The sequence below is a fragment of the Erwinia sp. TECH1 genome, from assembly GCF_054057575.1.
In genome coordinates, this window is record NZ_JBSRZK010000001.1 from 130,164 (window position 1) to 143,780 (window position 13,617).

Sequence of the window (13,617 nt, forward strand, 5' to 3'; positions counted from 1 at the left end):
AAGAGGGTCTACAGCTTATGCGTTTTTGCGGTTCAGATACCGTTTCGATTACAGGCGTCATTCTTGCAGGCGGGCGCGGCAGCCGCATGGGCGGCGAAGATAAAGGGCTGGTGCTGTATCAGGGAAAACCGCTCTATCAGCACGTTCTGAGTCGCCTACGACCTCAGGTCAGCCGTGTGTGTATCAGCGCCAACCGTAATTTGTCTGTTTATCAGCAAACCGGCCTGTCGGTTATAACCGATACGCTGCCGGATTTTCCGGGGCCGTTAGCCGGTATGCTGGCAGCGCTGGAAAAAATCGAGACGGAATGGGTGGTTTTTGTCTCTTGCGACACCCCTTTACTGCCAGAAGATTTAGTTTCTCGCCTGTGGCAGGCTAAACGGGATGCACCTGTGGTTTGGGCTAAATCTGACGGACGCGATCATCCCACTCTGGCATTAATGCATGTCAGTTTAATTGAGCCACTGAAAAGCTTTCTGATAAAGGGAGAACGGAAGGTGATGATTTTTCTCCAGCAGGCAGGCGGACACAGCGTGGATTTTAACGATTGTCCTGACGCGTTTAATAATATTAATCGTTATGAAGATCTTATTGCAGGAGAACGCGGATGATCCCCCTTTTAGCCATCGCGGCCTGGAGCAGGACAGGCAAAACGACGCTGTTAAAGCAGGTTATTGCCATTTTAAAACAGCGAGGGATCCGTACAGGCCTGATCAAACATACCCATCATAATATGGATATCGATACGCCCGGCAAGGATAGCTATGAATTACGTAAGGCAGGAGCCGATCAGGTGATGGTTTATAATCCGCAGCGTTGGGCATTGATTACCGAAACGCCTGAGCGTAATGAGCCGGATCTTCGCTTTCTCGCCAGCCGGATGGATCCTTCTCTGACAGATATTATTTTAGTGGAAGGTTTTAAACATGAGCCGGTGCCCAAAATAGTGCTGTGGCGTGGAGGGAGCGAACAGTGTTTCAGCGAGCTGTTTGATGAACACGTTATTGCGGTTGCCGCAGATTCTGCTTTCTCTTTGCCTGTGCCCTTGCTGGATATTAATAACGCAATTATGGTTACAGACTTTATTTTAAACTGGTTAGAAGAACAGCAGTAAGTAGGGCATCACTGGCCCGCAGCCGGGCCGTAAAGGGAGATTCCGGGCCCCTGCGCGCTTTATCCGCTGCGGGGCCGCTTTTTCCCGGCCCACAAACGCAAAAAACCCCGACCGTGAGGTCGGGGTTATCGCAATTTGATGCCTGGCAGTTCCCTACTCTCGCATGGGGAGGCCCCACACTACCATCGGCGCTACGGCGTTTCACTTCTGAGTTCGGCATGGGGTCAGGTGGGACCACCGCGCTAAAGCCGCCAGGCAAATTCTGTTTCCCACGCCGCCCTGAGGCCGCGCGGGTTTATCCGTGAACAGGCTGAAAATTGTCTGCGTCTCTCAGACGCCCGCCAGAACGCTTCTGGCGTTGTAAGGTTAAGCCTCACGGGTCATTAGTACCGGTTAGCTCAACGCATCGCTGCGCTTACACACCCGGCCTATCAACGTCGTCGTCTTCAACGTCCCTTCAGGTGGCTTAAAGCCACAGGGAGAACTCATCTCGAGGCAAGTTTCGCGCTTAGATGCTTTCAGCGCTTATCTTTTCCGCACTTAGCTACCGGGCAGTGCCATTGGCATGACAACCCGAACACCAGCGGTGCGTTCACTCCGGTCCTCTCGTACTAGGAGCAACCCCTCTCAATTCTCCAGCGCCCACGGCAGATAGGGACCGAACTGTCTCACGACGTTCTAAACCCAGCTCGCGTACCACTTTAAACGGCGAACAGCCGTACCCTTGGGACCTACTTCAGCCCCAGGATGTGATGAGCCGACATCGAGGTGCCAAACACCGCCGTCGATATGAACTCTTGGGCGGTATCAGCCTGTTATCCCCGGAGTACCTTTTATCCGTTGAGCGATGGCCCTTCCATACAGAACCACCGGATCACTATGACCTGCTTTCGCACCTGCTCGAGCCGTCACTCTCGCAGTCAAGCCAGCTTATGCCATTGCACTAACCTCACGATGTCCGACCGTGATTAGCTGACCTTCGTGCTCCTCCGTTACTCTTTGGGAGGAGACCGCCCCAGTCAAACTACCCACCAGACACTGTCCGCACCCCGGATTACGGGGCCACGTTAGAACACCAGCCATTAAAGGGTGGTATTTCAAGGACGGCTCCACGCGGACTGGCGTCCACGCTTCGAAGCCTCCCACCTATCCTGCACATCAAGGACCAGTGTTCAGTGTCAAGCTGTAGTAAAGGTTCACGGGGTCTTTCCGTCTTGCCGCGGGTACACTGCATCTTCACAGCGATTTCAATTTCACTGAGTCTCGGGTGGAGACAGCCTGGCCATCATTACGCCATTCGTGCAGGTCGGAACTTACCCGACAAGGAATTTCGCTACCTTAGGACCGTTATAGTTACGGCCGCCGTTTACCGGGGCTTCGATCAAGAGCTTCTCCTTGCGGATAACCCCATCAATTAACCTTCCGGCACCGGGCAGGCGTCACACCGTATACGTCCACTTTCGTGTTTGCACAGTGCTGTGTTTTTAATAAACAGTTGCAGCCAGCTGGTATCTTCGACTGGCCTCGGCTCGGGGAGCAAGTCCCTCCACCTACGCGCCAGCGTGCCTTCTCCCGAAGTTACGGCACCATTTTGCCTAGTTCCTTCACCCGAGTTCTCTCAAGCGCCTTGGTATTCTCTACCTGACCACCTGTGTCGGTTTGGGGTACGATTCCGTGTTACCTGGAGCTTAGAGGCTTTTCCTGGAAGCAGGGCATCTGTTGCTTCAGCACCGTAGTGCCTCGTCGTCACGCCTCAGCCTTGAAGTGTTCCGGATTTGCCTGGAACACAAGCCTACACGCTTAAACCGGGACAACCGTCGCCCGGCCAACATAGCCTTCTCCGTCCCCCCTTCGCAGTAACACCGAGTACAGGAATATTAACCTGTTTCCCATCGACTACGCCTTTCGGCCTCGCCTTAGGGGTCGACTCACCCTGCCCCGATTAACGTTGGACAGGAACCCTTGGTCTTCCGGCGAGCGGGCTTTTCACCCGCTTTATCGTTACTTATGTCAGCATTCGCACTTCTGATACCTCCAGCAGACCTCACAGTCCACCTTCGACGGCTTACAGAACGCTCCCCTACCCAACAACGCATTCGCGTCGCTGCCGCAGCTTCGGTGCATGGTTTAGCCCCGTTACATCTTCCGCGCAGGCCGACTCGACCAGTGAGCTATTACGCTTTCTTTAAATGATGGCTGCTTCTAAGCCAACATCCTGGCTGTCTGTGCCTTCCCACATCGTTTCCCACTTAACCATGACTTTGGGACCTTAGCTGGCGGTCTGGGTTGTTTCCCTCTTCACGACGGACGTTAGCACCCGCCGTGTGTCTCCCGTGATAACATTCTTCGGTATTCGCAGTTTGCATCGGGTTGGTAAGCCGGGATGGCCCCCTAGCCGAAACAGTGCTCTACCCCCGAAGATGAGTTCACGAGGCGCTACCTAAATAGCTTTCGGGGAGAACCAGCTATCTCCCGGTTTGATTGGCCTTTCACCCCCAGCCACAGGTCATCCGCTAATTTTTCAACATTAGTCGGTTCGGTCCTCCAGTTAGTGTTACCCAACCTTCAACCTGCCCATGGCTAGATCACCGGGTTTCGGGTCTATACCCTGCAACTTAACGCCCAGTTAAGACTCGGTTTCCCTGCGGCTCCCCTATACGGTTAACCTTGCTACAGAATATAAGTCGCTGACCCATTATACAAAAGGTACGCAGTCACCCCCATAAAGAAGGCTCCCACTGCTTGTACGTACACGGTTTCAGGTTCTGTTTCACTCCCCTCGCCGGGGTTCTTTTCGCCTTTCCCTCACGGTACTGGTTCACTATCGGTCAGTCAGGAGTATTTAGCCTTGGAGGATGGTCCCCCCATCTTCAGACAGGATATCACGTGTCCCGCCCTACTCTTCGAACCCACAATAAGCATGCCTTTGTGTACGGGAGTATCACCCTGTACCCTGCGACTTTCCAGACGCTTCCACTGACACACAAACTGATGATGGTTCCGGGCTGTTCCCCGTTCGCTCGCCGCTACTGGGGGAATCTCGGTTGATTTCTTTTCCTCTGGGTACTTAGATGTTTCAGTTCCCCAGGTTCGCCTTGCAGCACTATGTATTCATGCTGCAATGATGCACATGTGCACCGGGTTTCCCCATTCGGGTATCGTCGGTTATTGCGGTTCATATCACCTTACCGACGCTTATCGCAGATTAGCACGCCCTTCATCGCCTCTGACTGCCAGGGCATCCACCGTGTACGCTTAGTCACTTAACCTCACAACCCACAAGCGTCCCGAAAGACGGTTGTCAGCTGCAAGCATTTGAGAGACTCGAACATATCGTTAATTTCATTCTTATTACGGAGAATGAAAACGACATGTCGTTTCAATTTTCAGCTTGTTCCGGATTGTTAAAGAGCAAATATCTCAAACGTGACTGTGAAGTCAGTTTTGAGATACTTCGTGGAGACACCTTTCACCTGTCACCAAGCAAGTGGCGTCCCCTAGGGGATTCGAACCCCTGTTGCCGCCGTGAAAGGGCGGAGTCCTAACCGCTAGACGAAGGGGACACTGTCGTGTCGGCTTCGCAGCCGTCTTGCTCTAACGTTTCTATCAGACAATCTGTGTGAGCACTGCGCACGAAGGTATCTTCAGGTAAGGAGGTGATCCAACCGCAGGTTCCCCTACGGTTACCTTGTTACGACTTCACCCCAGTCATGAATCACAATAGTGGTAAGCGCCCTCCCGAAGGTTAAGCTACCTACTTCTTTTGCAACCCACTCCCATGGTGTGACGGGCGGTGTGTACAAGGCCCGGGAACGTATTCACCGTGGCATTCTGATCCACGATTACTAGCGATTCCGACTTCACGGAGTCGAGTTGCAGACTCCGATCCGGACTACGACGCACTTTATGAGGTCCGCTTGCTCTCGCGAGTTCGCTTCTCTTTGTATGCGCCATTGTAGCACGTGTGTAGCCCTGGCCGTAAGGGCCATGATGACTTGACGTCATCCCCACCTTCCTCCGGTTTATCACCGGCAGTCTCCTTTGAGTTCCCGACCGAATCGCTGGCAACAAAGGATAAGGGTTGCGCTCGTTGCGGGACTTAACCCAACATTTCACAACACGAGCTGACGACAGCCATGCAGCACCTGTCTCAGAGTTCCCGAAGGCACCAAAGCATCTCTGCTAAGTTCTCTGGATGTCAAGGCCAGGTAAGGTTCTTCGCGTTGCATCGAATTAAACCACATGCTCCACCGCTTGTGCGGGCCCCCGTCAATTCATTTGAGTTTTAACCTTGCGGCCGTACTCCCCAGGCGGTCGACTTAACGCGTTAGCTCCGGAAGCCACTCCTCAAGGGAACAGCCTCCAAGTCGACATCGTTTACGGCGTGGACTACCAGGGTATCTAATCCTGTTTGCTCCCCACGCTTTCGCACCTGAGCGTCAGTCTTTGTCCAGGGGGCCGCCTTCGCCACCGGTATTCCTCCAGATCTCTACGCATTTCACCGCTACACCTGGAATTCTACCCCCCTCTACAAGACTCTAGCCTGCCAGTTTCAAATGCAGTCCCCAGGTTAAGCCCGGGGATTTCACATCTGACTTGACAGACCGCCTGCGTGCGCTTTACGCCCAGTAATTCCGATTAACGCTTGCACCCTCCGTATTACCGCGGCTGCTGGCACGGAGTTAGCCGGTGCTTCTTCTGCGGGTAACGTCAATCGACGCGGTTATTAACCGCATCGCCTTCCTCCCCGCTGAAAGTACTTTACAACCCGAAGGCCTTCTTCATACACGCGGCATGGCTGCATCAGGCTTGCGCCCATTGTGCAATATTCCCCACTGCTGCCTCCCGTAGGAGTCTGGACCGTGTCTCAGTTCCAGTGTGGCTGGTCATCCTCTCAGACCAGCTAGGGATCGTCGCCTAGGTGAGCCGTTACCCCACCTACTAGCTAATCCCATCTGGGCACATCCGATGGCGTGAGGCCCGAAGGTCCCCCACTTTGGTCCGAAGACGTTATGCGGTATTAGCTACCGTTTCCAGTAGTTATCCCCCTCCATCGGGCAGTTTCCCAGACATTACTCACCCGTCCGCCACTCGTCACCCAAGAAGCAAGCTTCTCTGTGCTACCGTTCGACTTGCATGTGTTAGGCCTGCCGCCAGCGTTCAATCTGAGCCATGATCAAACTCTTCAATTAAAAGTTCGATTTGCTGCAACAAGTGCAGCGATGCTCAAGTGTAAAACGTCATAATGAATTTCATTATGTGTTCACTCTTAAGACTTGATATTTTTTTTGCGTCCGGAGACGCTTGATATCAATCCTGCGAGTGCCCACACAGATTGTCTGATAAATTGTTAAAGAGCGTTGCGAGCAGTGCTTTCGCTTCCTGCCGCGAGGTGGCGTATATTACGCTTTCCTCCTTCAGAGTCAACCTCTTTTTCAGAAGTTTTCCTCCGGCGATTCAGCTTCCTGAACCTCCTGACCCGGTGACCGTCAGGCCGTTGTTCCGTGTCAGTGGAGGCGCATTATAGGGAGTTTCTGACGGCTGACAAGCGTTTCTGTAAAAAAAACTTCCGACCGTTTCTTTTTTCAACAAAGGAACAATAAACGTACTTTTTAAGGTTATTTAACCCGCAAATTGCCCCGAATTCTCTTTTATATCCATCACAATCACCGGCCTGCCGATGCTATTCTTTTTACTTCGCAGGATTTTCCTGTCGGTAATAACGACTGAGAAGGATGCCCAATGATAAAATCCGCGCGCAGTATGGCCGGACTTCCGTGGATTGCCGCCATGGCTTTCTTTATGCAGGCGCTTGATGCCACGATATTGAATACTGCACTTCCCGCCATCGCCTTAAGCCTTAACCGTTCGCCCCTCGCCATGCAATCTGCTGTTATCAGCTATACCCTGACCGTCGCTATGCTGATCCCGGTCAGTGGCTGGCTGGCGGATCGCTTTGGCACCCGGAAAGTTTTTATCGCTGCCGTTTCTTTATTTACGTTGGGTTCGCTGGCCTGTGCGCTTTCCGGCTCTTTAACTATGCTGGTTCTGTTCAGGATAGTGCAGGGGATTGGCGGCGCGATGATGATGCCCGTGGCCAGGCTGGCGCTGTTAAGAGCCTATCCGCGTAGCGAGCTGTTGCCCGTACTGAACTTTGTGACGATGCCAGGCCTGGTCGGTCCGGTGCTGGGCCCGCTGCTTGGCGGCGTACTGGTCACCTGGGCGAGCTGGCACTGGATCTTCCTGATTAATATTCCGGTAGGCGTTCTCGGTATCTTCTATGCCCGCAAATATATGCCGGACTTCACCACGCCGAAACGCCGCTTTGATTTTACCGGCTTTGTGCTCTTTGGGATTGGCCTGGTGATGCTCTCCAGCGGCATCGAGCTGTTCGGCGAAAAAATAATCGCCAGCAGCATAGCGCTGGCGGTAACCAGCGGCGGCATTCTTCTGCTTCTTCTTTATATAGCTCATGCACGCCGTCATCCGACGCCGCTGATCCCGCTCCCCATGTTTAAGACGCGCACCTTCTCGGTCGGCATCTTAGGCAATATCGCTTCGCGCCTCGGTACAGGCTGTATTCCCTTCCTGATGCCGCTGATGCTCCAGGTTGGCTTTGGTTATAGCGCCATTCTGGCTGGCTGCATGATGGCGCCTACTGCGCTGGGTTCAATCCTGGCGAAATCAACGGTAACGCAGGTGCTGCGCTGGTTCGGCTATCGCAAAACGCTGACGGGGATCAGCGTCATTATTGGCGTGCTGATCGCCAGCTTCGCGCTACAGTCGCCTGCGGCCAGTCTGGCGCTCCTGCTGCTGCCGTTATTTGTGCTGGGAATGGCAATGTCTACCCAGTTTACCGCGATGAATACCATTACGCTGGCAGACCTTAACGACAGCAACGCCAGCAGCGGCAACAGTATGCTGGCCGTCACCCAACAATTGGCTATCAGCTTTGGCGTGGCGGTCAGCGCGGCAGTACTGCGTTTTTATAGCAATTTTGACGGCACCACTGTCGATCACTTCCACGCCACTTTCCTGACGATGGGCGTGGTAACGGTGTTTTCCGGCCTGGTCTTTATGCTGCTGAAGCCAGGCGACGGCCGGCATCTGATTGCCGACCGGGAAAAGCGGAAAAAACGCGCCTAGCGTTCCGCCACCGAACCGCGTTCGATCAGTTCCGGCGTCAGCACCAGCAGCTGCTGGCTGGCGTCGGGATCGGCAAAACGGTGGATCAACGTATCAATAGCCAGTTCGCCCAGTTCGTCTTTGGGCTGGTGAATGGTGGTTAACGGCGGTGTCATATAACGGGCAAGCTCGATATCGTCATAGCCGATCACCGCCATATCTTCAGGCACCGACAGTCCCGCCTGATAAAGAGAATGGTAAACGCCAACGGCCATCGCATCGTTACTGGTGAATACCGCCTGCGGTCGAGGGCTCAATGCCAGCAGCTGATTCATAGCGTGATAGCCGCCCTGAAATTCAAAGTCGCCGCTGACCACATACTCCTCAGGCACGGCTAATTCCGCCTGCTGCATAGCCTGATAAAAGCCGTTAAGCCGCAAACGCGACGGCGTCTTGTCCTGCGGCCCGGCGATACAGGCAATGCGGGTATAGCCGCGCGAAATCAGAAAACGGGTCGCCAGTTCGCCGCCCAGCAGCGAGTTGTCCTGAATAATGTCGCTGCCGCCTTCAAAGGGCGACCAGTCCATCATCACGATAGGAATAGAAGGATAGCGATTAAGGATCTCGGGAGAGGGAAGATGACTTTCGGTGCACATGATCAGTAAACCGTCGACGCGCTTTTGCAGCAGCGTTTCCAGGCTGCGGTTCATTCTGTCCTCGTCGCCTTCGGTGTTGCACAGCACCAGGCTGTAGCCGCGTTCATAACAGCTTCTTTCCACGCCGCGCACCACTTCCGAATAGAAGGGGTTGCTGCTGGCGGTAAGCAGCATCCCTATCGTGTGCGTCTGATTGAGTTTAAGGCTGCGCGCCAGCGCAGAAGGGGCGTAGTTCAGCGCAGTAATCGCCGCAGTAACCTTTTCCTGCACCGCCTCGCTGACGAAGCGGTTTTTGTTGATGACATGGGAAACCGTAGACGTCGATACGCCCGCCAGACGAGCGACATCTTTCATTGTGGGCACGGGCTACTCCTGCTGCTGTAAAAAGCGATCGGTCTCTTCACGCCACGGCACCGAAGGCTGCGCGCCGGATCGCGTGACGGCAATTGCCGCCGCCGCATGGGCAAAACGCACGGCCTGCGGTAACGGCTTGCCTTCCAGCAGCGCGGTCATCAGCGCGCCGTTAAAGGTATCGCCTGCGGCGATAGTATCGACGGCCTGCACCTTGAATCCTGAGATGCGCTCGCCTTTACCCGCTTCGCTTAGCCATACGCCACGGCTGCCCAACGTAATCAACACGCTGTGGATGCCTTTATCGTGCAGCACCGATGCCGCGCGCGCCGCGTCTTCATCGGAGGCAACGGCCACGCCGGTGAGGATTTCCGCTTCGGTTTCGTTCGGCGTAATCATATCCACCAGCGCCAGCAGCTCGTCCGGAAGCGGCATGGCCGGCGCAGGATTGAGGATGACTTTGGTCTGATGCTGACGGGCGATTTTTGCGGCGGCCAGCACGCTTTCAAGCGGAGATTCCAGCTGCATCAGCAGGGCATCCGCGTTTTCAACGATCTTCCGCTGTTTTTCGACCAGAGCGGGCGACAGCGCGGCGTTCGCGCCAGCATGGATAGCAATGCTGTTTTCGCCCTCATCATTAACGAAGATCAGCGCCACGCCGGTAGATTCGCCAGCGATGACCTCCACCGGCGCAATATCGATATGGTCTTCCGCCAGCTGCTGACGGATACGCTGGCCGATATCGTCGTCGCCCACGCAGGCGATAAAAGCGATATCCGCACCGCTGCGTCCGGCCGCGACGGCCTGATTGGCGCCCTTGCCGCCGAAAGCGATCTGGTATTGCTTACCGATCACCGTTTCACCGGGACGGGGGAAGGAGGTCAGATTAAGAATATGGTCTGCGTTGATGCTGCCGAGCACGGCCAGCCTGCCGGTTTTATTCATGGGAGCGTCCAGAAAAAGGCGCCACCTGCAAGAGGTGGCGCGTGCCATGCTTTTCTTTGATTTATTTAGTGACCAGCTTCAGGTCAACGGGATTGATAGCCTGAACCTGCTGGCCCTTCAGCACTTTATCAGCGGTTTGCACGCCGATAACGCCGATTTGCTCCGGCTGCTGCGCCACGGTGGCAGCGAGTTTGCCGCCCTGCACGGCTTTTACGCCGTCCGCGGTGCCGTCGAAGCCGACTACTACCACATCAGATTTGCCCGCCGTTTGCAATGCGCGCATCGCACCTAATGCCATTTCATCGTTCTGCGCAAACACCGCCTGCACATCCGGATGGGCCGTCAGCAGGTTCTGCATCACGTTCAGGCCCTTGGTGCGGTCAAAATCTGCGGGCTGGCTGGCAAGGATAACAAATTTATGCGCATCGGCTGCCGTTTTGAAGCCTTCGCCACGTTCGCGAGCGGCGGACGTCCCGGCAATCCCGGCCAGCTCAATGATTTTAGCCTGGTCGCCGATGCGTTTCGCAATATAGTCGCCCGCCATTTTGCCGCCCAGGCGGTTGTCGGACGCGACGTGGCTGACGACTTTGCCCTGAGCAGCCACGCGATCCAGCGTGATCACTGGGATATTGGCCTGATTCGCCATTTTTACCGCGTTGCCTACCGCATCGGAATCGGTCGGGTTAATCAGCAGCAATTTTGTGCCGCGCACCGCAAGATCCTGCACGTTGGCCAGCTCTTTTGCCGGATTGTTCTGCGAATCCAGCACCACCAGGTTGTAGCCCAGCTTGTCCGCTTCTTTCTGGGCACCCTCTTTTAACGAAACGAAAAACGGGTTGTTCAGCGTGGAAACTACCAGCGCGAGCGTCTCTTTCGCCATCGCGTTGGCGCTGAGCGTTGCGCCGAGCAGCACGGCCAGCGCCGTCATTTTAGTCATTTTCATTTTCGATTCCTGTAGGGTTATTTTTTGTTATCCACCAGCACCGCCAGCAGGATCACGACTGCTTTAACGATCATCTGGTAATAGGAAGAAACGCCAAGCAGATTCAGGCCGTTATTAAGGAAGCCCAGGATCAGCGCGCCGACCAGCGTGCCCATGATGCGTCCTTTGCCGCCTGCCAGACTGGTGCCGCCCAGCACCACCGCCGCGATGGCGTCCAGCTCGTAGCCGGTGCCCGCCGTAGGCTGAGCGGAAGAGAGTCGCGCCACCTCAATGGTGCCCGCCAGCGCCGCCAACATGCCGCTCAGCGCATAGACCGTGATTTTGACGCGGCTGACGCTGATGCCGGAAAGGCGAGTAGCCGCTTCATTGCCGCCAAGCGCATAGATATAACGGCCCAGGCGAGTATGGTGCAGCATGTACCACGCCAGCAGGAAGGTCAGCGCCATCAGCCAGACCGGCGTGGGAATACCCAGCGGCCGTCCGATACCAAACCAGCCAAACAGATCGGCATTATCGCTGAAGCCGGTATTCACCGGGCTGCCGTTGGTATAAACCATGGTCGCGCCGCGCAGCAGCAGCATCATGACCAGCGTGGCGATAAACGCCTGCACTTTGCCCTTTGCCACTATGGTGCCGGTTATCGCGCCAATCAGCGCCCCCAGCGCCAGCGAGGCCGCCACCGCGACCAGCGCGTTAACCTCTATACCAACCAGCGAAGCACCCACTGCGCCGGTCAGCGCCAGCAGCGACCCTACGGACAGATCGATACCTGAAGTCAGGATCACCAGCGTCATGCCGACGGCCATAATGGCGTTGACGGAAGTCTGCTGCAGAATGTTGAACATATTGTTCAGGGTAAAGAAATTGGGGCTCTGACTGGCGACGACGGCAATCAGCACCACCAGCGCAATCAGCGATTTTTGTTCCAGCAGCCAGGCTTTGCCGCGGCTGGCCTGTAGGGTTTGAGTACTCATGGTGTGACCAACTCCGCGCTATGTTGCTTGCCGACCGCCGCCGCCATCAGGCGTTCCTGCGTGGCCTGTTCAATGGGGAAATCGCCGCTCAGGCGGCCTTCGTGCATGACCAGCACGCGATCGCTCATGCCCAGCACTTCCGGCATTTCTGAGGAAACAAGAATGATGCTCAGCCCCTCTTGTTTAAACTGATTGATTAACTGGTAGATCTCTTTCTTGGCGCCCACGTCCACGCCGCGCGTCGGCTCATCCAGAATCAGCACCTTAGGCCGCGTCATCAGCCCGCGCGCAATAGCGACTTTCTGCTGGTTGCCGCCGGATAAAAGCCCGATCGGCTGCATCATTGAGGGCGTTTTTACGTTGAACAGCTTGATAAAATCGCTGACCGCCAGCTGCTCTTCGGCATGTTTTAACCGCCCGCCGCCGTGGCTGAAGTAGTCGAGCGCGGTTAAAGACATGTTTTCTTTTACCGACATGCCGAGCACCAGCCCATCGCGTTTGCGATCTTCAGAGATATAAACGATGCCGTTACGCAAGCCCTCTTCCGGCGTGCGCGTCGTTACCGTTTTACCGTCGAGCGTGACGCTGCCGCCGCTGCGTGGAAAAGCGCCGTACAGCACCTTCATGAGTTCGGTACGGCCCGCGCCCATCAGTCCCGCTACGCCCAGGATCTCGCCCTGACGCAGTGAAAAGCTGACGTCGTTTACGCCCGGCCCGCTAAGGTTTTTCACGGTTAAACGCACGTCACCCGGTGCTTTGTTCAGGCGCGGATACTGCTCTTCCAGCCTGCGGCCCACCATCATTTCAATCAGCGCTTCTTCGTGCAGCGTATCGACCGCTCTTTCGGCGATAAACTGCCCGTCGCGAAACACGGTGACGTCATCGCAGATTTCAAAAATCTCTTTCATGCGGTGCGAGATATAAACGATGCCGCAGCCCTGCGCTTTCAGCTCCCGGATAACGCGAAACAGCGAGGCCGTTTCGGTATCGGTCAGCGCATCGGTGGGTTCATCCATCACGATGACTTTTGACTCAAAGCTCAGCACCTTGGCGATTTCGACCATTTGCTGGTCGCCGATCGACAGGTCGCCGACCAGTTTATGGCTGTTGAAACGCAGGTTCAGCCGCTGTAACAGCTTGTCCGCTTCCGCATAAAGCTTTTTCCAGCGGATGCCGCCGAAAGCGTTAACGAATTCGCGGCCTAAAAAGATGTTCTCCGCCACGCTAAGCTGCGGGATCAGATTCAGCTCCTGATGAATGATGCCAATACCCGCTTCCTGCGACGCTTTCGGCCCGCTGAAGTTAACCTCTTCGCCCAGCCATTTAATGGAGCCGGCGTCGCGGGCATAGATACCGGTCATCACTTTCATCATGGTAGATTTTCCGGCGCCGTTTTCGCCCACCAGCGCCATCACGCGGCCGGGGTAAACCGCCAGCGAAGCGCCGGACAGCGCTTTGACGCCGGGAAAGGCTTTTTCAATGCCCTGTAGTTGCAGTAAAGGTTGCATG

The 13,617-nt window shown here is 55.4% G+C and carries 8 protein-coding genes, 1 tRNA gene and 3 rRNA genes; 3 read left to right on the forward strand and 9 right to left on the reverse strand.

Annotated elements, in window-relative coordinates:
• The first annotated feature begins 17 nt into the window (after positions 1-17).
• Together mobA and mobB are read left to right on the forward strand one after the other, a co-directional pair.
• Positions 18-611 carry a molybdenum cofactor guanylyltransferase MobA gene (gene mobA / locus ACVWZ0_RS00630; RefSeq protein WP_253456914.1) on the forward strand — a complete coding sequence of 198 codons (594 nt, stop codon included), beginning with the start codon at positions 18-20 and terminating at the stop codon, positions 609-611.
• Complete coding sequence (mobB, locus tag ACVWZ0_RS00635) at positions 608-1,114, forward strand: molybdopterin-guanine dinucleotide biosynthesis protein MobB (RefSeq protein WP_253456911.1); 507 nt, start codon at positions 608-610, stop codon at positions 1,112-1,114. The genes mobA and mobB overlap by 4 nt, the downstream gene beginning before the upstream one ends.
• A gap of 140 nt (positions 1,115-1,254) precedes the next feature.
• On the opposite strand, the gene rrf is transcribed toward mobB, so the two are convergent.
• The 4 genes from rrf to ACVWZ0_RS00655 form a co-directional block, all read right to left on the reverse strand.
• A 5S ribosomal RNA gene (rrf, locus tag ACVWZ0_RS00640) occupies positions 1,255-1,370 on the reverse strand.
• Between the two features lie 106 nt (positions 1,371-1,476).
• A 23S ribosomal RNA gene (locus ACVWZ0_RS00645) occupies positions 1,477-4,383 on the reverse strand.
• Positions 4,384-4,602: 219 nt separating this feature from the next.
• Positions 4,603-4,677 (reverse strand) — tRNA-Glu (locus ACVWZ0_RS00650).
• 86 nt (positions 4,678-4,763) lie between these two features.
• Positions 4,764-6,306 (reverse strand): 16S ribosomal RNA (locus ACVWZ0_RS00655).
• Together the 16S, 23S and 5S rRNA genes with 1 tRNA gene alongside form the textbook arrangement of a ribosomal RNA operon.
• A 550-nt stretch (positions 6,307-6,856) precedes the next feature.
• On the opposite strand from ACVWZ0_RS00655, the gene mdtD reads away from it, so the two are divergent.
• Positions 6,857-8,260 (forward strand): multidrug transporter subunit MdtD, encoded by a 1,404-nt coding sequence (gene mdtD, locus ACVWZ0_RS00660; RefSeq protein ID WP_253456908.1) that lies wholly within the window; start codon positions 6,857-6,859, stop codon positions 8,258-8,260.
• On the opposite strand, the gene rbsR is transcribed toward mdtD, so the two are convergent.
• The 5 genes from rbsR to rbsA form a co-directional block, all read right to left on the reverse strand.
• On the reverse strand, positions 8,257-9,258 hold the full coding sequence (gene rbsR / locus ACVWZ0_RS00665) for a ribose operon transcriptional repressor RbsR (RefSeq protein WP_437177814.1): 1,002 nt from the start codon (positions 9,256-9,258) through the stop codon (positions 8,257-8,259). The genes mdtD and rbsR overlap by 4 nt on opposite strands.
• 3 nt (positions 9,259-9,261) lie before the next feature.
• Positions 9,262-10,191 (reverse strand): ribokinase, encoded by a 930-nt coding sequence (gene rbsK, locus ACVWZ0_RS00670; RefSeq protein ID WP_253456907.1) that lies wholly within the window; start codon positions 10,189-10,191, stop codon positions 9,262-9,264.
• A 61-nt stretch (positions 10,192-10,252) separates the two neighbouring features.
• On the reverse strand, positions 10,253-11,134 hold the full coding sequence (gene rbsB / locus ACVWZ0_RS00675; protein WP_253456904.1) for a ribose ABC transporter substrate-binding protein RbsB: 882 nt from the start codon (positions 11,132-11,134) through the stop codon (positions 10,253-10,255).
• Between the two features lie 17 nt (positions 11,135-11,151).
• A complete protein-coding gene (gene rbsC, locus ACVWZ0_RS00680) occupies positions 11,152-12,108 on the reverse strand; it encodes a ribose ABC transporter permease (RefSeq protein WP_125289154.1) in 957 nt (318 codons plus the stop codon).
• A complete protein-coding gene (rbsA, locus tag ACVWZ0_RS00685; RefSeq protein WP_253456901.1) occupies positions 12,105-13,616 on the reverse strand; it encodes a ribose ABC transporter ATP-binding protein RbsA in 1,512 nt (503 codons plus the stop codon). Before rbsA ends, rbsC begins: the two co-directional genes overlap by 4 nt.
• Between the last annotated feature and the right edge of the window lies 1 nt (position 13,617).